Annotated in this window: 28 protein-coding genes; 19 read left to right on the top strand and 9 right to left on the bottom strand. The window is 65.2% G+C overall.

The features are described 5' to 3' along the window. Positions 1-39: 39 nt before the first annotated feature. Positions 40-1,047: a pirin family protein gene (locus BB28_RS19880; RefSeq protein WP_046256005.1), complete on the top strand. Its 1,008-nt coding sequence runs from the start codon at positions 40-42 to the stop codon at positions 1,045-1,047. Beyond that, positions 1,048-2,241 (top strand): GGDEF domain-containing protein, encoded by a 1,194-nt coding sequence (locus BB28_RS19875; protein ID WP_046254753.1) that lies wholly within the window; start codon positions 1,048-1,050, stop codon positions 2,239-2,241. It abuts the gene before it with no gap. On the opposite strand, the gene BB28_RS19870 is transcribed toward BB28_RS19875, so the two are convergent. The 3 genes from BB28_RS19870 to BB28_RS19860 are packed head-to-tail and all read right to left on the bottom strand — an operon-like array spanning position 2,238 to position 3,807. Then, positions 2,238-2,687, bottom strand: coding sequence for a nitroreductase/quinone reductase family protein (locus BB28_RS19870; RefSeq protein ID WP_046254752.1), 450 nt, complete (start codon positions 2,685-2,687; stop codon positions 2,238-2,240). The genes BB28_RS19875 and BB28_RS19870 overlap by 4 nt on opposite strands. A 32-nt stretch (positions 2,688-2,719) precedes the next feature. Beyond that, complete coding sequence (locus BB28_RS19865) at positions 2,720-3,421, bottom strand: Clp protease N-terminal domain-containing protein (RefSeq protein ID WP_046254751.1); 702 nt, start codon at positions 3,419-3,421, stop codon at positions 2,720-2,722. Positions 3,422-3,480: 59 nt separating this feature from the next. Further along, positions 3,481-3,807 carry a hypothetical protein gene (locus tag BB28_RS19860; protein WP_046254750.1) on the bottom strand — a complete coding sequence of 109 codons (327 nt, stop codon included), beginning with the start codon at positions 3,805-3,807 and terminating at the stop codon, positions 3,481-3,483. A 138-nt stretch (positions 3,808-3,945) separates the two neighbouring features. Between BB28_RS19860 and BB28_RS19855 the strand changes: the two genes are divergently transcribed. The 6 genes from BB28_RS19855 (at position 3,946) to BB28_RS19830 (ending at position 9,741) form a co-directional block, all read left to right on the top strand. Further along, entirely contained in the window at positions 3,946-4,914 is a 969-nt protein-coding gene (locus BB28_RS19855) for an o-succinylbenzoate synthase (RefSeq protein ID WP_075874147.1), read from the top strand. A gap of 11 nt (positions 4,915-4,925) precedes the next feature. Beyond that, positions 4,926-5,762, top strand: a complete 837-nt coding sequence (locus BB28_RS19850) for an alpha/beta fold hydrolase (protein WP_046254749.1) — start codon at positions 4,926-4,928, stop codon at positions 5,760-5,762. Positions 5,763-5,774: 12 nt separating this feature from the next. Next, a complete protein-coding gene (gene menD, locus BB28_RS19845; protein ID WP_046254748.1) occupies positions 5,775-7,397 on the top strand; it encodes a 2-succinyl-5-enolpyruvyl-6-hydroxy-3-cyclohexene-1-carboxylic-acid synthase in 1,623 nt (540 codons plus the stop codon). Next, on the top strand, positions 7,394-7,834 hold the full coding sequence (locus tag BB28_RS19840) for a DUF3592 domain-containing protein (RefSeq protein WP_109550491.1): 441 nt from the start codon (positions 7,394-7,396) through the stop codon (positions 7,832-7,834). The genes menD and BB28_RS19840 overlap by 4 nt, the downstream gene beginning before the upstream one ends. A gap of 61 nt (positions 7,835-7,895) precedes the next feature. Continuing rightward, positions 7,896-9,038, top strand: a complete 1,143-nt coding sequence (locus tag BB28_RS19835) for a glycosyltransferase family 4 protein (RefSeq protein WP_046254747.1) — start codon at positions 7,896-7,898, stop codon at positions 9,036-9,038. Positions 9,039-9,057: 19 nt separating this feature from the next. Next, on the top strand, positions 9,058-9,741 hold the full coding sequence (locus tag BB28_RS19830; RefSeq protein ID WP_030096568.1) for a demethylmenaquinone methyltransferase: 684 nt from the start codon (positions 9,058-9,060) through the stop codon (positions 9,739-9,741). Positions 9,742-9,754: 13 nt separating this feature from the next. Here BB28_RS19830 and menJ read toward each other — a convergent pair whose 3' ends face one another. Further along, complete coding sequence (gene menJ / locus BB28_RS19825) at positions 9,755-10,984, bottom strand: menaquinone reductase (protein ID WP_046254746.1); 1,230 nt, start codon at positions 10,982-10,984, stop codon at positions 9,755-9,757. 38 nt (positions 10,985-11,022) lie between these two features. Here menJ and BB28_RS19820 point away from each other — a divergent pair, with 38 nt between their 5' ends. Further along, the gene (locus BB28_RS19820) at positions 11,023-12,009 is read left to right on the top strand and encodes a polyprenyl synthetase family protein (RefSeq protein ID WP_046256002.1); all 987 of its coding nucleotides are present in this window, start codon (positions 11,023-11,025) and stop codon (positions 12,007-12,009) included. Positions 12,010-12,076: 67 nt separating this feature from the next. Beyond that, entirely contained in the window at positions 12,077-12,949 is an 873-nt protein-coding gene (gene htpX / locus BB28_RS19815) for a zinc metalloprotease HtpX (RefSeq protein ID WP_046254745.1), read from the top strand. A 12-nt stretch (positions 12,950-12,961) separates the two neighbouring features. On the opposite strand, the gene BB28_RS19810 is transcribed toward htpX, so the two are convergent. Next, a complete protein-coding gene (locus BB28_RS19810; RefSeq protein WP_046254744.1) occupies positions 12,962-13,498 on the bottom strand; it encodes a TIGR03086 family metal-binding protein in 537 nt (178 codons plus the stop codon). Further along, positions 13,498-13,938, bottom strand: a complete 441-nt coding sequence (locus BB28_RS19805; RefSeq protein WP_046254743.1) for a PaaI family thioesterase — start codon at positions 13,936-13,938, stop codon at positions 13,498-13,500. Before BB28_RS19805 ends, BB28_RS19810 begins: the two co-directional genes overlap by 1 nt. Before the next feature lie 57 nt (positions 13,939-13,995). On the opposite strand from BB28_RS19805, the gene BB28_RS19800 reads away from it, so the two are divergent. After that, on the top strand, positions 13,996-14,586 hold the full coding sequence (locus tag BB28_RS19800) for a TetR/AcrR family transcriptional regulator (RefSeq protein WP_046254742.1): 591 nt from the start codon (positions 13,996-13,998) through the stop codon (positions 14,584-14,586). Between the two features lie 9 nt (positions 14,587-14,595). Here BB28_RS19800 and BB28_RS19795 read toward each other — a convergent pair whose 3' ends face one another. Next, positions 14,596-14,961, bottom strand: a complete 366-nt coding sequence (locus BB28_RS19795; RefSeq protein ID WP_046254741.1) for a DUF4873 domain-containing protein — start codon at positions 14,959-14,961, stop codon at positions 14,596-14,598. 119 nt (positions 14,962-15,080) lie between these two features. On the opposite strand from BB28_RS19795, the gene BB28_RS19790 reads away from it, so the two are divergent. The 7 genes from BB28_RS19790 to BB28_RS19760 all read left to right on the top strand — a co-directional run bounded on the left by BB28_RS19790 (position 15,081) and on the right by BB28_RS19760 (position 22,170). Continuing rightward, entirely contained in the window at positions 15,081-16,064 is a 984-nt protein-coding gene (locus tag BB28_RS19790) for a diiron oxygenase (RefSeq protein WP_046254740.1), read from the top strand. A gap of 91 nt (positions 16,065-16,155) precedes the next feature. Next, positions 16,156-17,139 carry an AurF N-oxygenase family protein gene (locus BB28_RS19785; protein WP_046254739.1) on the top strand — a complete coding sequence of 328 codons (984 nt, stop codon included), beginning with the start codon at positions 16,156-16,158 and terminating at the stop codon, positions 17,137-17,139. Positions 17,140-17,232: 93 nt separating this feature from the next. Next, positions 17,233-18,837, top strand: coding sequence for a flavin-containing monooxygenase (locus BB28_RS19780; RefSeq protein WP_046254738.1), 1,605 nt, complete (start codon positions 17,233-17,235; stop codon positions 18,835-18,837). A 33-nt stretch (positions 18,838-18,870) separates the two neighbouring features. Further along, a complete protein-coding gene (locus tag BB28_RS19775; protein ID WP_046254737.1) occupies positions 18,871-19,734 on the top strand; it encodes an SDR family NAD(P)-dependent oxidoreductase in 864 nt (287 codons plus the stop codon). Positions 19,735-19,743: 9 nt separating this feature from the next. Beyond that, a complete protein-coding gene (locus BB28_RS19770; RefSeq protein ID WP_046254736.1) occupies positions 19,744-20,811 on the top strand; it encodes a ferredoxin--NADP reductase in 1,068 nt (355 codons plus the stop codon). Positions 20,812-20,848: 37 nt separating this feature from the next. Further along, positions 20,849-21,340, top strand: coding sequence for a hypothetical protein (locus BB28_RS19765; protein ID WP_046254735.1), 492 nt, complete (start codon positions 20,849-20,851; stop codon positions 21,338-21,340). A gap of 20 nt (positions 21,341-21,360) precedes the next feature. Continuing rightward, on the top strand, positions 21,361-22,170 hold the full coding sequence (locus tag BB28_RS19760) for an RsiV family protein (protein ID WP_046254734.1): 810 nt from the start codon (positions 21,361-21,363) through the stop codon (positions 22,168-22,170). On the opposite strand, the gene BB28_RS19755 is transcribed toward BB28_RS19760, so the two are convergent. Beyond that, positions 22,171-23,193, bottom strand: a complete 1,023-nt coding sequence (locus tag BB28_RS19755) for an NAD(P)H-dependent glycerol-3-phosphate dehydrogenase (RefSeq protein ID WP_030096583.1) — start codon at positions 23,191-23,193, stop codon at positions 22,171-22,173. Positions 23,194-23,227: 34 nt separating this feature from the next. Between BB28_RS19755 and BB28_RS19750 the strand changes: the two genes are divergently transcribed. Continuing rightward, a complete protein-coding gene (locus tag BB28_RS19750) occupies positions 23,228-24,277 on the top strand; it encodes a TIGR03617 family F420-dependent LLM class oxidoreductase (protein WP_046254733.1) in 1,050 nt (349 codons plus the stop codon). On the opposite strand, the gene BB28_RS19745 is transcribed toward BB28_RS19750, so the two are convergent. Then, the gene (locus BB28_RS19745; RefSeq protein WP_046254732.1) at positions 24,274-24,921 is read right to left on the bottom strand and encodes a LysE family translocator; all 648 of its coding nucleotides are present in this window, start codon (positions 24,919-24,921) and stop codon (positions 24,274-24,276) included. The genes BB28_RS19750 and BB28_RS19745 overlap by 4 nt on opposite strands. Between the last annotated feature and the right edge of the window lie 11 nt (positions 24,922-24,932).

Here is a 24,932-nt window from a genome sequence, read left to right as displayed (position 1 = left end):
TATGCCGCACGCACCGTGAGTTCGGCCGATGATGAGGACATGAGCAATACCGAGACAGCCCCGACGGAGACCCGCTGCGAGGGTGGGCCGTGCCCGCGGGATGGACGTGGCCGTCCGGTGGTCGAAATACTCACTCCCCGAGAGGTTCCTCTCGGGGGGCCACGTGCGATGACGGTGCTGCGGACCCTGCCTCAGGCCGGGAGATCGCTGATCGGCGCCTGGTGCTTCGCCGACCACTACGGACCCGATGACATCGCGCAGTCCGGCGGCATGGATGTGGCGCCCCATCCGCATACCGGACTGCAGACGGTCAGCTGGCTGTTCGCCGGAGAGATCGAGCATCGCGATAGCAACGGAGTGCACGCGATGGTGCGGCCGGGGGAGCTCAACCTGATGACGGGTGGGCGCGGCATCTGCCACTCGGAGGTGTCGACGGCCCCCACCACCACGCTGCACGGCGTACAGCTATGGGTCGCGTTGCCCGATGAATCCCGGGACGCGGCACGGGATTTTCAGCATTACGCGCCCGATGCGGTCGCCGTGGGTGGGGTCAGTCTGCGTGTGTTTTTGGGGACCCTGGCGGGGCAGGTATCGCCGGTGCGCACTGCCACGCCGTTACTTGGTGCCGAACTGACATTGCAACCGCGCAGCCTGGTGCGATTCGACGTCGATCCCGGTTTTGAGCACGGGCTGCTGGTGGACACCGAGGCGGTGGAGTTGTCCGGAACCAGGTTGTCGCGGGGCGAGCTCGGATACGTCGGTACCGGCGTCGATCAGCTCACCGTGCTCAACCCGACCGATGCGGTAGCGCGGGCGATCCTGTTGGGCGGCAAGCCGTTCGGTGAGCAGATCGTGATGTGGTGGAACTTCGTCGGCCGTGATCACGACGAGATCGCGGGGTTTCGCGAGGAGTGGCAGACCGAGTCCGAGCGCTTCGGGCAGGTGCAGGGATATGAGGGTGCGGTGCCTCGTTTGCCTGCTCCACCACTGCCGACCGTGCGGATGGTCCCGAGGCGCAACGCGCCGACCGCCAACCCGGGAATTTAGATGCCGCTGAACAGAATTGTCTCGTACGTCCGTGCCACGGCCTGGATGAGTTTTCTGCTCCAGTGGTGGACGGAGCCGGTCCCGACGGGCTGGTTACGGGCCTTCCTGCGGGAACGCAAGCTCGATCGGACCGTTCGCAACCTCATCGGTGGGTATGCGTTGATCTTCGCGGCGATCTGCGTGGCGGTGCAGTTCAGCGACACCGGGCCCCGAAGCACGGTGGGCCGCGCCATCGTTGTGGTGTGCGCCCTCGGTGCGCTGGGTTGGGCGGTGCGCTGGGTCGTAGGGCCGTGGCCGTCCCTGCGTGAAGCGGTCGCGTTTGTCGCCTTCGCCGACGTCGGAATCGCGCTGGCCTGCTGGCAGGACTCCGATCCATTGGCGGGCTTGGTGGGGACGGTGCTCTTCACGCCGGTCGGCGCGTATGTCAGTTTCTTCCTGGGGAACCGGCTGCTGCTGGCGCACGTGGCGTGGTGTGGCCCGGTGATCTTCGCGCTGTCGCTGCGTCTGCTCGCCGAGGGCACCGTTGGTGCGGCGATGACCGCGGTGGTGAAGGTGACCAGCATGCTGCTGGTCGTGGTGTTGATACCCATGGTCATCCAGTTCGGAATCGCGGTGGTGCGCTTGGATGCGCTGGCGGCACAGCGAGATCCACTCACCGGATTACTCAACCGGCGAGGCATCTACGGTGAGTGGCAGCGTCTACATGGTGGGTTGATGCGCGTGCACGGGTTGGAAGGTGACCGGGTGGTCGCGGCCGCGATCGTCGATATCGACCGCTTCAAGTCGATCAACGATCAGTACGGCCACGGAACAGGCGACCGGGTGCTGGTCGACCTGGCCAACGCATTCGTCGGCGAATCGATTCGCGGAAACACGGTGGGGCGCTCGGGTGGTGAGGAGTTCATCGTCGTGACGATCTGTCCAGCGCATGCCGTCGTCGATTTCGCCACCCGGCTCAGGGAAGCGGTGAAGGCGTCCGAGCCGGCGGGCATAACGGTGACTGCGAGTGTGGGTGTCGCGGCGCAGCCGGTCGCCAGCGTGGCGGCGACGGCATCACGGGAGGCGATCGATGTGCTGACCGCCTGTGCCGATCGTGCGATGTACGAGGCGAAGCGCAATGGCGGCAATCAATCCCGGATCCTTCATCCGGAATATGACTCCGACGATCACTACTTGTGGCAGTCGGGCGCCTAGCCTTCCAGCGGATCGAACCGGAAGACGGCGGCAATCCCGGCGAGAGCCTCGAACTCATCGGGCGTGCCCTCCTTGACCAGCCCGGCGTTTCTGATAAAGCCGACTCCGGTGGGCACCTCGATCGGAAACGCGCGCAGCACCGGTCGGGAATCCTCAGGCGAGAGCTCGACGATCCGTACTCGCTGGGTGTGGCGGCCCTGTGTCAGGGTGCCCTCTTTGGCCTTGCGTGCGTTGGTAATCCATGACGATCCGGGAACTCCGCCGACGGCATAGCGCTGGCCGCCGAGTGTGAACGGGGTGATGGGAGTCGACCGGGGCTTGCCCGATTTGGCGCCGGGCACGGTGAGGACCACCATCGGCAATTTGAGGCCTATCTTGTGCCCGCCGATGACGACCTTGTTGAAGTATCTGAGCCATTTGGGAACGGGTTTGATGTCAACTGGCATGACATTACGGTACGCCTCTGGGGTCGTGCTGACTAGAGGGTTCTACCGTGCGAAATGTCGCCGAGCAGGCGGTTCACCTGCTCTTCGGCCACCACTGCGTTGAGGCCCAGATCGCAGAGCTTTCGGGAGATTTCCGTGTGGCCGGACAGGATCGCCAGCAGCAGGTGCTCGGTACCGATGTAGTTGTGGCCCAGTCGAAGCGCGGTGTGCAACGTGGCTTCCAGCGCCTCCTGTGCGTCACCGTCGAATTCTGCAGTGGGCAGTTTTGGGGCAACGGTCTGGTAGTCGGGTACTGCCCGCTCGGGAATCCCCAGGGCCTCGATGGTTATTCCTGACTGCGAGACGATAAGTGCGGCTAGTCCTTTCGGGTCACTTACGGTTCCGGCCAGAAGGTGCTCGACGGTGATCGGTGTGCCATCGGTGAGCGCGAATCCTGCTGCTGCCACGACTGATCGCCGGGCCCGATCGGTGAAGCGGGAGAACATCCGTACCGATGGCACGAAGCGCTTCTGCGCCGCCTGCTTGGAGACGCCCATGCTGGACCCGATTTCACTCCAGGAGGCGCCAGAGCGTCGGGCCTGGTCTACGAAATGTCCGATCAGGGCATCGGCATGATCGGAGAGCCGTCCGGCCAGCAACATCGCATCGGACAGGCGGTCCAAGGCGGTGCCGTCGGGATGAATCCCGCGCACCGACTCGATCAAGTTGTCGAGAGAGAGGGAGAAGTCGGCCATGCGTCAACCTTAGGTTGACGGTATCGCACTGTCAACTGAAAGTTGACCAGTTGGTGGCCTTAACTGGCGCGCGGGCCGAACCGCCGCCGTGCCGCGTGGACGGCTCCGATCGAGCGGCCCAAGCGCGCCGCGACCTGTGCCGCAGTGGTTGACGCGTCCAGCGCCTTGTCGATTTCCTCGGTGGTCCAGGGCTTCTGCCAGTTCAACGGATGATTCCCGGCGTCGGCGAAGTAGCGTTGGGTGCGCCGGGTGGCCCGTTGGTTGATCTGCTCCCAGCGCTCGCGTTCTGAGTCACCGATCCGCTGCAGTCGCTGCGACTCCGCCGTGGAGCAGCCTGCGCACCGGCAGCCCGATTGGAATCCCGCGAGACCGTGAACCGTCAGCATCTGCTCTCCTTTTGCCTATCCACCGATGTGGGCAGATTTGCACCCGGCTATGGCGTGGCTCTAGAAGCCAAAGTCACTTTCGCGACCCAGCCAGGGCTTCTCGCTGGACGTTCTGAATTGCATGCGACGATCGCAGGTGTGGAGCTGCCCGCGTTAGACGATGTGCTGGACCGGCTGCACGTCGTCGCCCTGCCCATGCGGGTCCGATTCCGCGGCATCACCACCCGTGAGGTGGCGTTGATCGACGGCCCTGCGGGCTGGGGTGAGTTTGGTGCCTTTCCCGAATATCAGCCGCCTGAGGCCTCAGCCTGGTTGGCCGCGGCGATCGAGGCCGCCTACCGCGAGCTTCCGGAGCCGCGGCGCACCCGAATTCCGGTCAACGCCACCGTGCCCGCGGTGGCCGCCGCGGCGGTGCCCGAGGTGCTGGCTCGTTTCCCGGGCGCCCGCACCGCCAAGGTCAAGGTGGCCGAGCCCGGGCAGTCGCTGGATGACGACATCGCGCGTGTCGAGGCGGTCCGCGCGCAGATCCCCACCGTGCGGGTGGACGCCAACGCGGGATGGACTGTCGAGCAGGCCGTTGAGGCACTGACGGCACTGACCCGCGCGGGCGCTCTGGAGTACGCCGAACAACCCTGCGCCACCGTCGAGGAACTGGCCCAGGTGCGTCGGCGGCTCCCGGATGTGCCGATTGCGGCCGACGAGAGCATCAGGCGTGCAAGCGATCCGATGCGTGTTGCGCAGGCTTGCGCGGCCGATATCGCGGTGCTGAAGGTGGCCCCGCTCGGCGGGGTGGCCGCGCTGCTGGATATCGCCTCGCGGATCGGTATGCCCGCTGTGATTTCCAGCGCCCTGGATAGCGCGGTCGGTATCGGTATCGGTTTGCGTGCGGCCGCGGCACTGCCGGTGCTCGAGCATGCCTGCGGACTGGGAACCGGGGGATTCTTTGTCGAGGATGTGGCGCAGGCGCCGACGCCCGAGGACGGTTACCTACCGGTGTCGTCGTTCACACCTGACCCGGATCGGCTGGCGACACTCGCCGCCGCCGCAGACCGCCGCGACTGGTGGCGGCGCCGTGTGGCCGACTGCTACCCGCTGCTGAACCGGTAGGTTCTCTCAACGTGCCTCTCGCGAACATCAACGGCATCCAGATCAGTTACGACGATCGTGGGCCCCTGGCGCTCGGCGCCTCCGGTGATCCCGTCGTCTTCATCTCCGGACGCGGTGGTGCGGGGCGCAGCTGGCACCTGCACCAGGTACCGGCATTCCGTGCCGCAGGTTATCGCACCATCACCTTCAACAACCGGGGAATACCGCCGACCACCGAGTGCGCCGACGGTTTCACCCTGCAGGACATGGTGGCCGACGCCGCGGCGCTCATCGAGAGCCTCGGCGCGGCTCCGGCCCGGTTGGTCGGGTTCTCCATGGGTGCGCTCATCGCCCAGGAACTCGCGCTCACCCGTCCGGACCTGGTGACCGCAGCCGTGTTCATGGGAACGCGGGGGCGCGAGGACTCCACCCGATCGTTCTTCCGCAAGGCCGAGCTCGAACTGTCCGCATCGGGTGTGCAGGTGCCGGCGGCATATCAGGCGGCCATGCGTCTGCTGTTGAACTTCTCGCCGAAGACCCTCAACAACGATGCCGCGATCAAGGACTGGATCGACATGTTCACGCTGTGGCCGGAGCCGACCTCGGGTGGCATCGATCACCAGCGCAGTGCCATCCCCGGCCCCGACCGGCCCGGCGCGTACGCAGATATCACGGTTCCGTCGCTGGTCATAGGATTCAGTGACGATATGACCCTGCCGCCGTACCTCGGCAGGGAGGTTGCCGACGCCATCCCCGGCGGCACCTACGTCGAGATTGCCGATGCCGGGCACCTGGGCTTCATCGAACGCCCGGACGAGGTCAACCGCGTAATCCTGGAGTTCTTTGCGAGCGCCTCACAGGCGGTATGACACCCTGATGGCATGAACCCGTCGACCGCACAGGCCCATGCCGTCGTCGACGAGCTGATCCGCGGTGGCGTCCGCGATGTCGTGCTGTGTCCGGGGTCGCGCAACGCACCCCTGGCCTTCGCATTGCACGATGCGGATAAGGCCGGTCGGTTGCGTCTGCATGTGCGTATCGACGAGCGCACCGCGGGCTTCCTGGCCGTCGGTCTGGCGGCGGCCAGCGGTGCTCCGGTGCCGGTGGCGATGACGTCCGGCACGGCAGTAGCCAATCTGGGGCCCGCGGTAGTGGAGGCCAATTACGCACGCATTCCGCTGATCGTGCTGTCCGCCAACCGCCCCTACGAACTGCTCGGCACCGGCGCCAATCAGACAATGGAGCAGCTCGGCTACTTCGGCACCCAGGTTCGCGCCGCGATCAGCATCGGTCTGGCCGAAGAGGGCTCGGAGAAGCTTGAGGCGCAGAACCCGCACTGGCGTTCGGCGACCTGTCGAGTGTTGGCTGCCGCCAAGGGATCGCGCACTGCCAATGCGGGCCCGGTGCAGTTCGACATTCCGTTGCGCGAACCGCTTGTGCCCGATCGCGACGGGGGAGCGATACCCGCGGGCCGCCCCGGCGGGATGCCGTGGACCTACACCCCGGACGTGACGTTCGACGAGCCCGTCGAGATCGACCTGACCCCCGACACCGTAGTGATCGCGGGGCATGGCGCGGCCGCTCACCCCAACCTGTCGATGTTGCCGACCGTGGCCGAACCTACTGCGCCCCAACCCGACAACCCTGTGCATCCACTGGCGCTGACCTTGTTGCATCCGCAGCAGGTGATCATGCTGGGACGGCCGACTCTGCACCGTCAGGTGTCATCATTATTGGCGGACAATAGAATTCCGGTTTACGCGTTGACCACCGGCCCGCGCTGGCCCGATGTGTCCGGCAACTCGCAGGCCACCGGTACCCGGGCTGTCACGTCCGGAAATCCGGATGCCGCGTGGTTGCAACGGTGCGCACACGCGCACCAGAAGGCGCTCGACGCGGTGCGCGCACAACTGGGCACTCATCCGCTGACCACCGGTTTGCATGTGGCGGCCAAGGTGTGTGGGTCATTGCGCGACGGCGACCAGCTGGTGCTCGGCGCCTCCAACCCGGTACGCGATGCCGCGCTGGTCCCGTGGGGTGCCAGAGATGTTCGGGTGCGCTCCAATCGTGGGGTCGCCGGTATCGACGGCACGGTGTCCACCGCGATCGGTGCGGCGTTGGCGCACAAGGGGGGTCGTACCGTGGCCCTGATCGGGGACCTCACCTTCGTGCACGACAGCTCGGGGCTGCTGATCGGCCCCACCGAGCCGCGCCCCGAGAACTTGACCATCGTGGTCTCAAATGACAACGGCGGCGGCATTTTCGAACTGCTGGAGCAGGGCGATCCGCGATTCGGCGACGTGTCCTCCCGCATCTTCGGAACCCCGCACGATGTCGACATCGCGGCCCTGTGCCGGGCCTACCACGTGGATTCGCAATCCATCTCCGTGGAGGAGCTCGGCCCCGCGCTGGACGAACCGGCCGGTGGTATCAGGGTTCTGGAGGTCAAGGCCGACCGCTCCACCCTGCGTGAACTGCACGCCGCCATCAGGGCTGCTTTGTGAACCGACGCTCCCGTGTCATCAAGAGGGTCCGGATCGGGGTGCTGATACTGGCCGGGCTGATGACCCTGCAGTCACTGCTACTGGTCGCGGGCGCCTGGCGAAACGACAAGGCCATCGAACGGGACATGGGTGTCGCGCTGGCCGAGGTGCTCAGCGCCGGGCCGCGGCGATCCACCATCGAGTTCGTCACGCCCGAACGAGTCACGTACCGACCGGAATTGGGCGTTCTCTACCCGTCCGAACTCAGCCCGGGCATGCGCATCTATGTCGAGTATGACAAATCCAACCCGGATTTGGTTCGCGTACAAGGGCGTAACGCCTCATTGTCGATAGTCCCGGCCGGGTCCATCATCGTTGTGGTGTGGGCGGTCGCTGGAACGGTGCTACTGGGGCTTGCGTGGATGCGGCGTCGAAGTGCGGCGCCCGTTCACGCTTAAGTTTGCGTGACGTATGCCTGGGGGCAACCTAACTGCCAGGTGACGCTGACATGCTGTCTACGTGCGCATCGCGATCGTCGCCGAGTCGTTCTTGCCGAACGTCAACGGAGTTTCCAACTCGGTGCTGCGGGTGCTGGAGCACCTCCGCCGCACCGGGCATCAGGCCGCCGTCATCGCACCGGACACTCCCCGTGGACAGGCCCCCGCCGGTACCGAGTACGACGGAGTGTCCGTGCACCGAGTGCCGGCCGTCATGTTTCCGAAGGTGAGCACCTTGCCGCTAGGCGTGCCTCAGCCACGCATGGTGCGGATCCTTCGTGATTTCGCGCCCGACGTGGTGCACCTGGCCTCACCCTTCGTCCTGGGATACGGCGGGTTACGTGCTGCCCAGCATCTGGACATCCCCACCGTCGCGGTCTACCAGACCGATGTGGCGGGCTTCGCCGACAGCTACGGCGCCGGCTTCGCCGCTCGTGCGGCCTGGCGCTGGACCAAGCATCTGCACGGCCGTGCCGACCGCACCTTGGCCCCGTCGTCCTCTGCTATGGAAGATCTTGCCGCGCACGGAATACCGCGAGTGTTTCGGTGGTCACGCGGTGTCGACATCGAACGCTTCGCGCCCTCGGCGCGTGATGAGGATCTGCGCCACTCCTGGTCGCCTGAGGGTAAGCCGATCATCGGGTTCGTCGGGCGTCTCGCTCCCGAGAAACATGTGGAACGTCTGGCGGTGCTGGCTCAGCGCGATGACCTGCAGCTCGTCATCGTGGGTGGGGGCGTAGAGCGTGACGCACTCGAAAAGCTGATGCCCACAGCAATATTCACCGGCGAACTGACCGGATCGGCGCTGTCGCGGGCATACGCCAGTCTCGATGTCTTCATTCACCCGGGCGAGCACGAAACGTTCTGTCAGGCGGTGCAGGAGGCGCTGGCCAGCGGGGTCCCGGCCATCGCTCCGGATGCCGGTGGACCACGTGACCTGGTGATCCCGGGACGCAACGGAATGCTGCTGCCGGTGGCCGATTTCGAGGCGCGGCTGGGAATGGCCGTCGATCATCTGGTGCAGCCGGCGACCCGCAGCCGATTCTCGGCGGCCGCCCGCCGGGGAGTGCTGTCACGCACCTGGCCCGCCATCTGCGACGAGCTGCTTGAGCACTACGCCGCCGCGGCGGGCACCACCCTGGGCCGCGGCATCATGACGGCCTAGTGCGCTGTACCGTCACGGTATGAACCGCGCCACCCTGGAGAAGGACCCGCACGAGGTCGCGTCCATGTTCGATGCGGTGGCCAAGCGATACGACATCACCAATACCGTGCTGTCCTTCGGTCGTGACCGCGCCTGGCGCCGCGCCACCCGCGAATCGCTGAAACTGAAGCCAGGGGACAAGGTGCTCGACATCGCCGCGGGCACCGCCGTCTCGACGGCAGAGCTCACCCAGTCCGGCGCCTGGTGTGTGGCGGCGGATTTCTCGGTCGGCATGCTCAAGGCCGGTGCGCATCGCACTGTGCCCAAGGTGGCTGGAGATGCGACCCGGCTACCGTTCGCGGATCACTCGTTCGATGCGGTCACCATCAGCTTCGGTCTGCGCAACGTCGTCGATCACGTCGAGGGACTGCGGGAGATGGCGCGCGTCACCAAACCCGGTGGCCGCCTTGCGGTGTGTGAATTCTCGACTCCGGTCAACCGGCCGTTCCGCACCCTGTACATGGAGTATTTGATGAAGACGCTGCCCTCGGTGGCGCGCGCTGTCAGCAGCAATCCCGACGCGTACGTGTATCTGGCCGAATCGATCCGGGCCTGGCCCGATCAGGAGGCGCTGGCGCAGCAGATCATCTCGGCCGGATGGTCGAATGTGCGGTGGCGCAACCTCACTGGCGGCATCGTCGCCCTGCATGTGGCCACCCTCTGACTGCAGGCGGACATCAGCTGAACGGCGGGCGCGAATCGATGCGGCGTGAGCCGCCACCGGCCACCCGCCAGGCACGCGCCACCGCGTCTTGGTCTTCATCGGTCACCAGGTTTCCCATGAGCCGCACCGCGACTCGCATCAGCGCCTGAGAACGCATGCCGACCGGGCCCATGATGGGCAGGAAGCGCGGCAGGGTCAGCAGCGCCGCGAGCCGTCGCGCGATCGAGAACGACCGGCCATACCGGTCCCTGAGTAGCTCCGGCCACAGCTGTGCGTAGTCGTCGGCGTCGAGCACCTCGGCGGCCAGATGACCGGTCTCCAGCCCGTAATCGATGCCTTCGCCGTTGAGCGGGTTGACGCACGCCGCGGCGTCGCCGATGAGCATCCAGTTGGGGCCCGCGACGCCGGACACCGCACCGCCCATCGGCAGCAGTGCCGAGGCGATGGAGTGCAGGCGGCCACTGAGCCCGAAGTCTTCGCGCCGCAGCTCGGTGTAGTACTCGATGAGCGGACGCAGCGCGGCATCGGCGGGGCGCTTGGAGGTGGCGAGGGCGCCGACGCCGATGTTGATCTGCCCGCCACCCAGCGGGAAGATCCAGCCGTACCCGGGGAGCACCTCGCCCTCGGGTGAGCGCAGCTCCAGGTGCGAGGTCATCCATTCCTCGTCGCCGCGTGCCGACTCGATGTACGCGCGACCCGCGACGGCATACACGGTGTCCTTGTGCCACTCACGTCCCAGGACTTTTCCCAGAGGGGAGCGCACACCGTCGGCGACGATGACGGCCTTGCAAGCGATCTCGCCGGGGCCGTTGTTGTCGAGCACCCGTACCGAGGTGACCCGGCCCGCCGAGTCGCGTTCGACGTCAACAGCCTTGGTGGATTCGGCCATCTTGGCCCCGGAATCCACGGCCACCTGCCTGATCTTGTCGTCCAGTTCGGTGCGGCGCACCGCGCTGCCGGTGCCGCCGAAAGATGGCCCAGGCCAGGGCACTTCGATATTGCCGCCAAATCCATGCAGGCGCAGACCCTGGTATCGGATGTGCTCGTCGAGCCATGGTTTCAGCCCCAGCAGCTCCAGTTGTTCGACGGCCCGCGGGGTCAGCCCGTCGCCGCAGGTCTTGTCTCGGGGGAACACCGCCGAATCGACCAGGACCACCTCACGCCCGGAGCGTGCCGCCCATGCCGCGGCCGCCGATCCGGCTGGTCCGGCACCGACGACGACCAGGTCCGCTGACGTCTGCACCCTCCCAGTATGTTGGACCGGTGAGTAACTCGACCACGGTGGCCGGAGTTGACCTCGGTGATCCCGTATTCGCCGCGAAGGTGCGCGACCATTTGGCCGCGATCGAAACCCTCATCGTGACCGAGCTTGGGCAGTCGGACCCACTGTTGACGGAGTCGGTGCTGCACCTTTTCCACGCAGGCGGTAAGCGCTTCCGCCCGTTGTTCACGGTGCTCGCCGCCCAGACCGGACCCGATCCGGACAACGACGAGGTGATCCTCGCCGGCGCGGTGTGCGAGCTCATTCACCTGGCCACGCTGTACCACGACGACGTCATGGACGAGGCGCAGAAGCGTCGTGGCGTACCCAGCGCCAACGCTCGCTGGGGTAACAACGTCGCCATTCTCGCCGGGGACTATCTGCTGGCCACGGCCTCGCGGCTGGTCTCCCGGTTGGGGCCCACCGCGGTGCGGATCGTCGCCGAGACCTTCGCCGAACTGGTGACGGGCCAGATGCGGGAGACCGCCGGGGTGCCGGAGGGCGGTGACGAGACCGAGCACTACCTCAAGGTGATCCACGAGAAGACCGGGTCACTGATCGCGGCGACCGGGCGCTTTGGCGGCATGACCTCCCGGTGCGATGACGAGCAGATCGAGCGGCTGAGCCGCTTGGGTGCCATCGTCGGGACCGCATTCCAGATCTCCGATGACATCATCGACATCGAGAGCCTCACCGACGAGTCCGGTAAGACGCCCGGCACCGACCTGCGCGAGGGGGTGCACACGCTGCCGATGCTGTACGCCCTGCGCGATACCGGGCCGGAGGCCGATCGGCTGCGTGTCCTGCTGGCCGCGCCGATCACCGACGATGCCGAGGTGGAAGAGGCGTTGACGCTGCTGCGGGGATCGAACGGGCTGGTTCAGGCAAAGTCGGTGGTTCTGGATTACGCCGATCGCGCCAAGGCCGAGCTGGTCGAGCTGCCTCCCGGTGCTGCGCGCGACGCGTTGGGCGTGCTCATCGAATACACCGTTCGTCGTCACGGCTGAGCTCGCGGAACCCGAGCGCCCCCTGCTTCGTTAGCTTGGGTGAACCGAGTAGACGGAAGGGAAGCTCATGTCGACGGCAGGACCGAGCCACGCCAACGGACTGAAGACAGTGCTCCTGCTGGGCGGCATGTCGGCGATGATCGTGTTCATCGGCTCGCTGTTCCACAGCAAGAGCATCCTGCTGCTGGCTGTTCTGTTTGCCGTGGGCATGAATGCGTACGTGTACTTCAAGAGCGACACCCTGGCGTTGCGTGCCATGCACGCCCAGCCGGTGACGGAGTTGCAGCAGCCCGCGATGTACCGGATCGTGCGGGAGCTGGCGACCGTTGCGCGCCAGCCGATGCCCAGGCTGTACATCAGCGATACGAATGCGCCCAACGCCTTTGCGACGGGCCGCAATCCGCGTAATGCGGCGGTCTGCTGCACGACAGGCATCATCGATCTGCTCTCCGAGCGTGAGCTGCGCGCGGTGCTGGGCCATGAGCTCTCGCATGTCTACAACCGCGACATCCTGATTTCGAGTGTGGCGGGTGCGCTCGCGGCAGTCATCTCAGGGCTGGCCAATATGGCGATGTTCATGAACTTCTTCGGTGGTGGCGGCGAAGACCGCCCGAATCCCTTTGCGCTTTTCCTGGTTTCGATGCTGGGGCCGGTTGCTGCCACGGTGGTGAAAATGGCGGTGTCCCGTTCACGTGAGTATCAGGCCGACCAGTCTGGCGCCGAACTGACCGGAGATCCGCTGGCCCTGGCATCGGCCCTGCGCAAGATCTCCGGCGGGGTGCAGGCCGCACCGTTGCCACCGGAGCCGCAGCTGGCCAGCCAGTCGCACCTGATGATCGCCAACCCGTTCCGGGCCGGCGACCGGGTGGCATCGCTCTTCTCGACACACCCGCCGATGGCTGATCGCATCGCGCGCCTTGAGGATATGGCCCGCTTTTAAACGGCCGAACGGCTACTGAACCGTGCGTCCGGTCTGCGCGGCCAACCGGTCGAGTACGGGCGCATCCACGGCGACGGGCTGTGGGGTACCGAACTTCCCTGACCGTGCGAATGCTCCGGCAAGCTTCTCGACGAACCCCAGCGCATTCTCGACGAGGTCGGTGGGTAGGTCCGCGGGAACGCCGGTGGACTGGGCCAGGTCCCAGCCGTGGGTCAGCAGGTCGGCCATCCGAATCTGGAGCTGGTTGTCGCCGCTCGTGTGGGCGAACGGGCCGGGATAGGTCTGCTCGAGCACCCCAGGGCGTGCCAGCGTCTCGCTCAATGCCGATACCGACAGCTGATACGCCGCGGCGGGATCTTCGTCGGCGCTGCCACTGGGCCCGCCGAAGCGCTCGGACAGTGAATAGTTCACGTCGATCAGGTGGTCGACCAACTGGCGCAGGTTCCACTCGGCACACGGGGTCGGCTCATTCCATTGCTCCGGTCGTATCGCCGTGATGAGTGTCCCAACGGCCAACGAGGCCCGCAGAAAGTCCTCGGCGGCACTCATTAGCGATACACCATTACCGTGGTGGTCCCGTGCGCCACCAGCCGTCCCTGGGAGTCGATAACCTTGCCCTCGGCGGTCGCGACCCTGCGGCCTGGGTGCAAGACCGTGCCTGTCGCGATCAGCTTTTCGCCGTCGGTAGCGACGGTACGGACATAGTTGACCTTGAGTTCGAGTGTCCCGTAACCGATTCCGGCCTCGAGCGTGGAGTGCACGGCACAACCCATGACGGAGTCGAGCAGTGTCGCGCAGATTCCGCCGTGCAAGGTGCCGAGGGGATTGGCGAACTCAGGCCGGGTGACCACGCTGAACGCGACGGAACCGAAGCTGATTTCTTCCAGCTGCATCCCGAGTAGCCGGGAAATGGGTGGCGTCGCCTCCGGCGTTCCTCCCATGCTTTTCAGCAGTTCGAGTCCGGACAGGTTCTCGATTTCGATGGTCATACCGCACCTTCCGCGTAGACTGATTGGTCCATATCGACGGTAGCAGGCTATGGACCGATCGGTCCATTTGAGGAGGATGCTGAGGTGACACCGGGTCCACGGCAGCGGCTGATCGATAACGCGATCGCGATGATGCGCGAACGCGGGGTGCATGGCACCGGCCTCGCTGATCTGCTTAAACGCAGCGGTACGGCCCGGAACTCCATTTATCAGCACTTCCCGGAAGGGAAGGGTGAACTCATCGCGGAGGCTGAGCGGGAGGCCTCAGCGCAGGCCAACGCCTTCCTCGGCGCGCTGCGGGTGCGTGGCGATGCCGAGTACGTCCTCGCCAAATTCATCAAATGGTGGACCAATCAGCTGCAGACTCACGACTTCAACACCGGATGCCCTCATGCGGCGGCCGCACTCGCGGGTCCGGGGGAGGAACAGATCCGCACTGCGGCCCACGATGCGTTCCTGGTGATGCGGGCTCAGATAGAGGGTTCATTGCGGGACTCGGGTGTGGTCGACGGCGCAGAAGGCGTGGCATCGCTGATTGTCAGCGCGATCGAGGGTGCGCTGTTGCAGGCGCGGGCCGCGCGCTCGGTGGAACCATTGCACGAGGCCGAGCGCGAACTCGTCGCGCTGATTCGTGCTCGACGGCAGTAGTGAAAACCCTTACTCCGGTTCGACTTCCGAGAGATCGGTGGCGACGTGGAAGGGCGGGGTGCTCTTTCCGATCACCCGATACCGATTCCACGGGTCGGGGTCGCCGATGAAGGCGTCCCGTGCGCTATGCGTGGTGCGGATCGTGGCATTCACGCGTGCCTCGTCTCCGACGGCCGCGGTCAGCTGTTCGTTCGGCCGGATGCGTCCGATCCATCGGTAGATGCCGTCGATCGGCTCGCTGTACCCCTTGAGCTCTAGCTCTACCGGGATCTCGACACCACGAACGGTCACCGTCGCCTCGCCGATGTAGTCCGAATCATCATGCGGGCTATGGCTGAAGACGCTATTGGTGTCGTCCTGTCGGGGAAGGGTCATGACTCTCCTCTTGACAACCGGGATACCGCCCCGGCAAGCTCGCTGACATATGCGTAACAAAGAGTACCCGATACTATTTAATACGGGTACTAAACCTTGGGTGATCAGAGGACAGCAACGTGACGTCCAGTAGTTACAAAGACATCAACTACACCGACTACGAGTTCAGCCAGGCCACCACGGTGGATGGAGGCGTTCCTACGCGTCGTCGGCGGGTGGGCGATCGCCTCAAGACGGCGCGCCGATTGCTCTTCGAGGCCACAGAGCTGAGTTACGACCCCGAGCTGGACATCGACTGGGATGCACCGCTGAGCTCAGGGATGCATTGGCTTGCGTCCCATCGGGTTTCGCTCTACGGCACCCCCGAGTGGGGTGCGCTGTCGGTGGAGCAGCGTGACGAACTGGCGCGCCAGGAGCTGGTCAGTCTGCTGAGTTTTGTCGTGGATGCGCAGGGTGCGTTGGCGTCACTGATGTTCCGGGATGTCATTGAGGGCAACACGCTGGCCGATGACTACACCCGCTTTCTGCTGGCCAGCGTTCGTGATATCAGCCGCAACGCGACCATGGTCGGACGGCTGATCAACAAGACGGGGTTGGAGCTTGCACCCGCGCCGATGGCCGTGCAGCGACTGCAGCGGTTCTTCGTGCCACTCATTCCGCATGGTCCTCTCGGCCGCGGATTCATCCTCTTGCTGCACAGGTTGATTCATCAGCTGATGAGTGAGCTCGAGGCTGACGAGCAGGCGCAGCCCGTGGTTCGGCAGGTCGCAAAGATCTGTGTTCTGGTCGGCCGCCGTCAGCTCGAGTTCGCCGAGGATGAGCTGTACCGCGCGGTGGATGCCCGGAGGTATCTGCCCGCCGCCCCGGCCGATATCTCGGTTGCGCTGTTGACGGTGTTGGCGACCTCGCTGATCGTGCGTCCGCAGGTGTACCGCAGCGTGGGCCTGACCGAGCGGGCCGGCCGCAGGGCGGCGGCGCGGAGCGAGAACAGTCGCCACCGCAATCAGGTGTTGTTGCGGCGATACCTCGACATTGCTCAGGACGCAGGAATGTTCACGACCAGCGCTGCGAGGTCGATTCTCGGAGGTCGCGGGCTTTTATGACCCCGCTCGGGGATTGACAAACCAGGGTGCAACGTTAAGACTCAAAGTAACGGGTACTGAAAGTAATGCATAAAATTGGAGGGCGGGATCAATGACGACCATCGACCAACCAACCGCACTGCACGAGGCCGGCGCCTCGTCGGTACGGGGCAAGTCCGTGGGCGACCGGCAGAAGACGGCGCAGCGGTTGCTGCGTTCGGCCGCGGAGCGTGCCTACGACGGCGAAGTCGACATCGATTGGGACGCGCCGATCGTGCCCGGGTTGTATTGGGCCACGCCGCGCCGGACGTCGCTGTACGGCACCAAGCTGTGGGACAAGCTGACCGAGGAACAGCGCATCGAACTGACGCGTCATGAGCTCGGCTCCGTGCTCAGCTTCGGCATCTACGTAGAGACCGGCCTGAGCGCCATGCTGTGGCGGCAGGTTGTCGAGCAGAACGGGGGAGCGACCGATCACGGCCGTTACGCGCTGACCGAGATCAGCGAGGAAGCTCGGCACTCCACCATGTTCGGTCGTCTCGTGAACAAGCTCGGCATCGAGCCGTACACCTATCCCAAGTTCGCGACGCGCGTCATTCGGCTCCTTGGTCTGGTGCCCCTCGGTCCCTCGGGTCTGGGGGGACTGCTGCTGGTCGAAGAGGTGCTCGACCGCGCGCAGCGCGAAACGATGATGGACGAGACGGTGCAGCCGCACGCCCGTCAGCTCATGAAGATCCATGTGCTGGAGGAGGCGCGGCATATCACCTATGCGCGTGAGGAACTGGTGCGTCAGATCTCCGAGCGGGGCCCGGTCTCCAACGCGTTCCACCGCGCGGTCTTCGCCCTTTCGGTGATCGGCATCTATCCGGTGCTGTTCAACCCGAAGGCGTACCGGTCGGTGGGTATTCATCCCCTGCGCGGCTTGTATGCCTTCCTGACGTCACCGAATTACCGCGAGAACGCGACATGGGTATCGGAGCCGCTGATGCGCTTCATGCACGAGATCGGTTTCCTGGATGGCAAATTCACCGGGCGACTGTTGCGGATGTCGCGGGCGATGCCCGACGACATCCTGGCCGAGATCAAGTCGCGATAAGCGCGACAGCAGAACTGGCTCGTTGCCGGTGGCAATGAGCCAGTTCTGCCGTGCCAAGGGTCCACCTTCGAAAACAGAAAGCGATTGCGCCACATGACTGTCACCGATGCACCGTCCGAAGAACAGCAGCCTGACACTGTGATCGACAGCGGCTCTGCCGATCCCATCCGGGTCCGTGCGCTGATAGTCGGCACCGGTTTCTCGGGTATCGGTGCTGCGATCGCGCTGCAGAAGATGGGGGTGCCGTTCGTCATTCTGGAAAAGGCCGGTGAAATGGGTGGCACCTGGCGCGACAACACCTATCCCGGTGCGGCGTGCGATGTGCCGACGCACCTCTACTCCTTCTCGTTCGAGCCGCGGTCGAACTGGGATCAACTCTTTTCCAGGCAGCCCGAGATCTTCGACTATCTCAAGGAAGTCGCCGCCAAGTACGGCTTGTATCGGCATGTCACCTTCAACACACGCGTCACTCGCGGGTATTGGGATGAGAGTGAGTACCGCTGGCATGTGTTCACCGAGAGTGGGCAGGAGTACATCTGCCAGTTCCTCATCTCGGGGGTCGGCGCCTTGCACATTCCGAGCATCCCGGAGATCGACGGCCTCGACCGATTCGAGGGGCCGGTCTTCCATTCCGCGCAGTGGAACCACGACTTCGACCTCACCGGCAAGAGGGTCGCCGTCATCGGAACGGGTGCCAGCGCTATTCAGTTCGTCCCCGAGATCGTCGGCAAGGTAGGCGAGCTGAAACTCTTTCAGCGCACTCCGCCGTGGGTGCTGCCGCGCAGCAATGTCGAATTCGGGCCGGCGGCCAAGCGGGCCTTTGCGAGCATCCCGGGCCTGCGGGCGTTGTTCCGCAGCGGCATGTACTTCGGCGCCGAGGCCGGCGCATACGCGATGAACCGGCGCCCGGCCTTGCTGAAAGGCGTTGAGCTGCTGGGTCGTGCGTACATCAAGAGCCAGATCTCGGATCCGGACGTACGCCGGAAGGTCACACCGGATTACCGGGCCGGGTGCAAACGACTGTTGGGCTCGGCCACGTACTACAAGGCGATCGAGAACCCGAAGACGGAACTGGTCACCGAGTCCATCACGCGGGTGACCGCCGACGGCGTTGTCACCGGCGACGGAGTCGAGCGCAAGGTCGACGCCATCATCTTCGGCACCGGTTTCCACGTCACCGACTCGTACAAGTACCTGGATCTGAAGGGCCAGAACGGCGAGGACCTCGGCGACCGTTGGTCGGCAGAGGGTGTCACCGCTCATCGCGGCATCACGATCGCCGGCATGCCCAACCTGTTCTTCCTCCTGGGCCCCAACACCGGGCTGGGCCACAACTCGATCGTGTTCATGATCGAGTCGCAGATCCATTACGTCACCGAGGCCATCAAACACGTTGATGAGGCCTACGCCCAGGCGATTGTGCCTACCCGCGAAGCCCAGGACCGGTTCAACGCCGAGGTTCAGCGCAAGCTGCAGGGCTCGGTCTGGAACAACGGCGGTTGCCAGAGCTGGTACCTGGACGAGCACGGCAAGAACCGGACGTTGTGGTCCGGATTCACCTTCGAATACTGGTCGCAGACAAGGAAAGTCGATCCCACCGAGTATGAATTCGAAGGCGCGGTACGCCCGGCTGTGCGCAAGACCATTCCCCTCGCGGAGGGTCCCCGGCAGACCTCGCCAAGCTTGTCCGCACGCTAGGCCGCCACTTCCGTCCAAAAGAAGCGAGAAACGATGAAGAACTTCGACAACAAGGTCGCCGTCATCACCGGTGCCGGTTCGGGTATCGGCCGCAGCCTGGCCTTGAATCTGGCCCAGCGCGGTGCGCGGTTGGCGCTCTCGGATGTCGACACCGCGGGCGTGGCCGACACCGCCGGGCGTTGCGAGAAGGCCGGCGCGACCGCCATCCCCTTTGAACTCGACGTCGCCGACCGGGCCGCCGTGTACGCCCATGCGGCCGACGTCAAGAACGAGTTCGGTCAGGTCAACCTGGTGTTCAACAACGCCGGGGTGGCACTGTCCGCCGACGTCAAAGACATGGAATGGGACGACTTTGACTGGTTGATGAACATCAACTTCTGGGGTGTTGCGCACGGCACCAAGGCCTTCCTGCCGCATCTCATCGAATCGGGCGATGGCCACATCATCAATGTGTCGTCGGTGTTTGGATTCATGGGCATTCCATCTCAGAGTGCCTATAACGCAGCGAAATTCGCCGTTCGTGGCTTCACCGAGGCGCTGCGTCAGGAGATCCGGGCGGCCAAGTACCCCGTGGGAGTCACCTGTGTGCACCCCGGCGGGATCAAGACCAATATCGCCTCGAGCGCGCGCGGTATCCCGGAGGGAGTCGACCGGGAAACCGTCCGAAAGGGCTTCCAGCTCGCGGCGATCACCCGGCCGGACTCGGCGGCGCGGATCATTCTGCGGGGTGTCGAGAAGAATCGGCCCCGCGTGTTGATCGGTCCCGATGCTCGGGTGTTCGACGCGATACCGCGCATCATCGGCCCGCGTTACGGGGATCTGATGGCGCCGTTCTACGGATTCGGCAAGTACGGGCCGGGCAAGAAGATCGCGGCCCGTTTCGGTATCGAGCTCTAGGCGCCGTCGATGACAGACACCGTCACACCGGATGCACCCAAGGTGACTGGCAATCCCCATGTTCATTCACTGGAGGTCGTCGAGATCATCAGAGAGACGGGGGATGCGGTTTCCCTGGTTTTCGAAGTGCCCGATGCCCTCGTCGAGGCATTCCGGTACCGACCCGGGCAATTCCTCACGCTGAAAATCCCCAGTGAACAAACGGGTTCGGTGGCCCGCTGCTACTCGCTGTCCAGCTCACCGCATCTCGATGACGACCTCGTCGTCACCATCAAACGCACGGACGGCGGATACGCGTCGAACTGGTTGTGCGACAACGTCGTCGTGGGTGATCACATCACCGTGCTCACCCCGTCCGGGGTCTTCGTTCCGCGGTCGCTGGACGGCGACTTCTTGCTGATCGCGGCCGGCAGCGGCATTACCCCCATGCTGTCCATCGCCAAGTCGGTGCTGCTGGGTGGTGCCGGAACGGTCTACTTGTTCTACGCGAACAGGGATGAGCAGAGCGTCATCTTCGGTGCCGAGATCGACGACATCATGGTGGAGTTCCCGGACCGGCTGCGGGTGGTGCACTGGCTCGAATCCGAGCGCGGATTGCCCACCCGTGACGCCATGGCCGAGCTGTTCGCGGCCTACACCCGGTACGGCACCTACATCTGTGGCCCGGCGCCGTTCATGGACGGGGCACGCGCCGCGTTGTCGGCCGTCGGGATGCCGGCCAGCCACATTCACGTCGAGCTCTACCAGTCGCTGACCGGCGACCCGTTCGCCGACATCGTGGTCCCCCAGGGTGGCGGGGACACCGCGGAGGCGACCGTGGAACTCGACGGTACACAAGTCACCATCGAGTGGCCCAGGAACACCCCGCTGCTCGATGTGCTGCTCGCCCAGGGCCTCGATGCGCCGTACTCATGCCGCGAGGGTGCCTGCAGCGCGTGTGCCTGCACGGTGCGCCGCGGCGAGGTACGGATGCTTCGCAACGACACCCTGGTCGATGCCGACCTGGCGATGGGGCTGACGCTGGCCTGTCAGGCCGTTCCGGTCACCGGCAGCGTCGATATTGTCTTTGACCAGTAGACGCGAGATTGCGCGCGATCTTGGATATGGTCACGGGATGCGTACCCTGCCGATCCTTGGCGCTGTGACCAGCGCGATTGCCGCCTTGATGCTGGCGGGCGTGGCGTCCGCCGACCCGGACACCCCGAATCCTCTTGACCCGTCTGGGCTTCCGAACGTCAACGGGCTCACTCCGGTGTCACCGCTGGAGTACAGCGTCTTGGCGGACACGGCATACGGCTTCACCATTCCCGGTGGGATCTCCTGCATGATCAAGCGCGCCGATGCCAGCTATGGCTGCAGCGGCCCGCTGCCCGGGGCGCCCAATGGAGCGAACCTCGTCAGCGGCAGTAACGCCCCCGGTTTCGCCAGCACCGACCGGCCGATCTACGGCCTCGGCGGTGATGTGTTCAAGCCCCTGGCGCCGGGGCATCGCCTGAGCTACCGCGAGGTCAGCTGCGGCTTGGACGGTGGCGGCACCTTGACCTGTGTCAACAACCGCTGGCAGAACGGCTTCGTGGTCGGTCCGGGCGGCAGCTACACCACCTAGCCGCTGGTTAGATTGGTTGCATGCGTCTCGGGAACCTGCTGATCGCCGTCCTGTGCGGCATCGTCCTTGTTGGCTGCGATAGGGGAGAAGCACCCACGGACGCCCCCGCTCCGGAATCCACCAGTGCGTCAGCATCCGCCGCGGCCCCCACCGCGACCGTTGATCCCGCCGGCGAGCCCGCATGCCCCAAACATGGCGGTCGCTGGGACCCCGCTCAGGGCTGCGTCATCGACGAGGTCACCCCACAGGCCACCCAACACCTGCTCATCCCCGTCCAATGGGATTCGTCCTTCCCCGAGCTGCAGAAAGCGACCGACGAGTTGGTGGCGGATATCCGCGCTAATTTCCGCAAGTCCCTCGGGCGTGCGGGGGCCCCGCCCGAGGGCAAGCCGTGGGCGCTCCAGGTCAGTTTCGAGGCGTATCAGGGCAAGGGTGTGCATCCCTCCGACAGTGTGCGGTTCTCGATCAGTGAGTCACTCGGCGGCTATCACCCGGGATTCGCGTTTCGCACGCTGGCCTTCGACCGCGTCACCAAACAGCCGATCACCATCGGATCTCTGTTGATCGACCCAGCGACGGCATTGCCCAAGATCTCTGCGCTGGTTCGTGCCGATCTGCGCGCGCAGCTCGGCGGTGTGGGAACCGAATTCGTCGATACCGGAACAGTTCCGGAGCCAGGGAATTTCACAGAATTTTCGCTGGACGGCGATGCGCTGCTGTTCTCGTTCGAGCCATACCGGGTGGCGGCGTACGCCGAGGGGCCGATGCAGAGCCGGGTGGCGCTATCCGAGCTGCGCGATGTGGTGAAGCCCGAGTACCTGCCCGCCTGATCAGAATCCGGTGCCGTGCACCTCGTGGCCGGGAGTGGCCGCCATGAGTCCGCGGTAGGCCTGCTCCACCGTGGAGCCGTGGTTGATCACTCCGTCGACCTCACGGGCGATGGGCATCTGGATGCCGTACTCATCGGCGAGGGTCATCACCACGGAGGACGCCTTCACGCCCTCGGCCACCTGATTCATCGATTCGATGATCTCGTCGATGGTCTTGCCCTTGCCGATCTCCTCGCCCACGTGCCGGTTGCGGCTGCTGGCACTCGTGCAGGTGACGATGAGGTCGCCCAGGCCCGCCAGGCCAGGAAACGTCTCGGGGTTACCGCCCATGGCCACACCGAGTTTGGTCATTTCCCGCAGTGCCCGCGCGATCACCATGGCGCGGGTGTTCTCGCCGATCCCGATCGCGTAACCCATGCCGCTGGCGATGGCGAAGACGTTCTTGAGTGCGCCCGCCATCTCCACACCCACCACGTCGTTGGTGCTGTACACGCGGAACCGTGACGTGCGGAACAGCTCGCCCAGACGCGCTGCCTGATGCTGATCGGGCATCGCGACCACACCAGCGGCCGCGTACCCGCGCGCCACCTCCTTGGCGATGTTGGGCCCGGCCAGGATGCCCGCCGGGTGTCCGGGCAGCACTTCCTCGATGATCTGCGACATCCGCATCCGCGAGCCCTGCTCGAGGCCCTTGACCAGCGACACGATCGGCACCCACGGACGCAAGGATTGCCCGATCTCGGTGAGCACCTCGCGGAAGCTGTGCGAGGGAACGCCCATGATCACCACGTCGGCCTGCTCGATGGCCTCGTGCAGATCCGAGGTGGCGCGCAGGCTCTCGGTCAGCTCGACCTCGTCGCTCAGATATCGCGAATTGCGGTGCCGTTCATTGATATCCGCCACTGTCTCCGGGGAACGGGCCCACTGCAGGGTGGGACTGCGGCGCGCCACAATCGAGGCCACCGTGGTGCCCCAGGATCCGCCCCCGAGGACGACGACTTGTGGTTCACGAAGTGCTGCCATGCCCGCCAGGGTATGGGCCCGATGCGCCGCGAATATGGACTTCGGCAATATGAGTGCGGTGTTGATCGATGTGACGCTCACGACCGGGCTGACCACCATGGCCGCCGATGCCGCCGAAGCCGAGGGGGCCGGATACGCGGGTATCTGGACATTCGAGGGCGCGCACGACCCGTTTCTGCCGCTGCTGCTGGCCGCCGAGCACACGAAGGATGTCACCCTGGGGACCTCCATCGCGGTCGCGTTCGCGCGAAATCCGATGCTGTTGGCCAATATTGGCTGGGATCTGCAGGCGTACTCGGGCGGCCGATTCATCCTCGGGCTCGGCACGCAGATCAAACCGCACATCACCCGTAGGTTCGGCATGCCATGGAGCAGTCCCGCGGCGAGGATGCGTGACATGGTGCTGGCCGTACGCGCCATCTGGCAGTCGTGGCAGGAACGTGGGCGGCTGGACTATCGCGGCGAGTTCTACCAGAACACCCTCATGACGCCGATGTTCATGCCCGATCCCGCCGAGGTGAGCGCCTTTGGCCCGCCACCGATCTGGTTGGCCGGTGTCGGTAGCGGGATGACCGAGGTTGCGGGCGAGGTGGCCGACGGATTTCTGTCGCACCCGTTCTGTACACCCGACTACCTCGCGCAGATCACCGTGCCGACGCTGGCGCGTGGCGCGCAGAAGTCCGGAAAGACGCTCGCCGACATTCAGATCCACCACTCGCCGATGATCATCATCGGGCGCGACGACACCGAGCTGGCGAGTGCGCGGGCGGCGGTGCGCAAGCAGCTCGCCTTCTATGGGTCCACACCCGCCTACTGGCCGATCCTGGAACTGCACGGGCGCTCAGAGGTTGGCCCGAAACTCAAAGAGCTGTCCAAACAGGGCGAATGGGATGCGATGACCGATCTGATCGACGACGAGTTCGTCGATACCGCGGCGATCACCGTGACCGACCCCGCGCAGGGCGCGCGCCAATTGCGGGACCGCTACGGCGATCTGGTGCACCGGTTGGGTTTCAACACCCCGTACCGGCCCGATCGTGCACTGCTGGCTGGGCTGCTGACCGCCTCTGCAGAGGCTCGCTAGGCGTGGGTACCTGAGATCGCCACCCCGGCCCCCAGACCAACGATCATGAAGCCGCCCGCACCGCCCATTGCCTCCAGTCGCCTGGGTGAACGGGCGAACCAATTGCGCGCGGTGCTGGCCAGCAGTGCCCACAGGCTGTCCGAGACAAGAGCTATCGCGATAAACACGATGCCGAAGAGGAAGATCTGGGTCGGCACCGAGCCCGCGGCAGGATCGGCGAACTGCGGCAGCACCGCGGCGAAGAACAGCGCCGTCTTCGGGTTGGTCAGGCCGACGATGAAGCCCTGCCGGAAGACGTGTCGTTGTCCCGCCGCGGGCCGTTCTGCGTTCAATGCCTCGTTAAGCGACTTGCGGTTCCGAATCGCCTGTACGCCAAGGTAGATCAGATAAGCCGCGCCAACCAGCTTCACCGCCGTCAGCGCCCAGGAGGAGGCGGTCAGCAGGGCGCCCAGTCCGGCCGTCGCCGGCGCCACGAACACCGCGGTGCCCGCCGTATTGCCCAGCACGCTCAGCAGGCCGGCGCGGCGGCCCAGGCTGAGCGAGCGGCCAACGGAAAACAGCACGCTCGGCCCCGGAATCACGATGAGGGCGTACGCGACGAGCGCGAAGCCAATCAGGTGCGATGGCGAGACAACGGGGATCACCGGACCATCGT

The organism is Mycobacteroides chelonae CCUG 47445 (assembly GCF_001632805.1).
Taxonomy (GTDB): Bacteria; Actinomycetota; Actinomycetes; order Mycobacteriales; family Mycobacteriaceae; genus Mycobacterium; species Mycobacterium chelonae.
The sequence above is the reverse complement of the archived record's forward strand: the minus strand, read 5'-3'. Positions and strand labels throughout refer to the sequence as shown.

Excerpts from the sequence above, each read along its gene's own strand:
- BB28_RS19765 (WP_046254735.1), top strand. The coding sequence starts at position 20,849 with ATGCGTACCCTGCCGATCCTTGGCGCTGTGACCAGCGCGATTGCCGCC.
- BB28_RS19810 (WP_046254744.1), bottom strand. The coding sequence starts at position 13,498 with ATGAGTGCCGCCGAGGACTTTCTGCGGGCCTCGTTGGCCGTTGGGACA.
- BB28_RS19770 (WP_046254736.1), top strand. The coding sequence starts at position 19,744 with ATGACAGACACCGTCACACCGGATGCACCCAAGGTGACTGGCAATCCC.
- BB28_RS19785 (WP_046254739.1), top strand. The coding sequence starts at position 16,156 with ATGACGACCATCGACCAACCAACCGCACTGCACGAGGCCGGCGCCTCG.
- BB28_RS19775 (WP_046254737.1), top strand. The coding sequence starts at position 18,871 with ATGAAGAACTTCGACAACAAGGTCGCCGTCATCACCGGTGCCGGTTCG.
- BB28_RS19875 (WP_046254753.1), top strand. The coding sequence starts at position 1,048 with ATGCCGCTGAACAGAATTGTCTCGTACGTCCGTGCCACGGCCTGGATG.
- BB28_RS19865 (WP_046254751.1), bottom strand. The coding sequence starts at position 3,421 with ATGGCCGACTTCTCCCTCTCTCTCGACAACTTGATCGAGTCGGTGCGC.
- BB28_RS19750 (WP_046254733.1), top strand. The coding sequence starts at position 23,228 with ATGGACTTCGGCAATATGAGTGCGGTGTTGATCGATGTGACGCTCACG.
- BB28_RS19760 (WP_046254734.1), top strand. The coding sequence starts at position 21,361 with ATGCGTCTCGGGAACCTGCTGATCGCCGTCCTGTGCGGCATCGTCCTT.
- BB28_RS19780 (WP_046254738.1), top strand. The coding sequence starts at position 17,233 with ATGACTGTCACCGATGCACCGTCCGAAGAACAGCAGCCTGACACTGTG.
- BB28_RS19755 (WP_030096583.1), bottom strand. The coding sequence starts at position 23,193 with ATGGCAGCACTTCGTGAACCACAAGTCGTCGTCCTCGGGGGCGGATCC.
- htpX (WP_046254745.1), top strand. The coding sequence starts at position 12,077 with ATGTCGACGGCAGGACCGAGCCACGCCAACGGACTGAAGACAGTGCTC.
- BB28_RS19880 (WP_046256005.1), top strand. The coding sequence starts at position 40 with ATGAGCAATACCGAGACAGCCCCGACGGAGACCCGCTGCGAGGGTGGG.
- BB28_RS19795 (WP_046254741.1), bottom strand. The coding sequence starts at position 14,961 with ATGACCCTTCCCCGACAGGACGACACCAATAGCGTCTTCAGCCATAGC.
- menD (WP_046254748.1), top strand. The coding sequence starts at position 5,775 with ATGAACCCGTCGACCGCACAGGCCCATGCCGTCGTCGACGAGCTGATC.
- BB28_RS19860 (WP_046254750.1), bottom strand. The coding sequence starts at position 3,807 with ATGCTGACGGTTCACGGTCTCGCGGGATTCCAATCGGGCTGCCGGTGC.
- BB28_RS19870 (WP_046254752.1), bottom strand. The coding sequence starts at position 2,687 with ATGCCAGTTGACATCAAACCCGTTCCCAAATGGCTCAGATACTTCAAC.
- BB28_RS19805 (WP_046254743.1), bottom strand. The coding sequence starts at position 13,938 with ATGACCATCGAAATCGAGAACCTGTCCGGACTCGAACTGCTGAAAAGC.
- BB28_RS19830 (WP_030096568.1), top strand. The coding sequence starts at position 9,058 with ATGAACCGCGCCACCCTGGAGAAGGACCCGCACGAGGTCGCGTCCATG.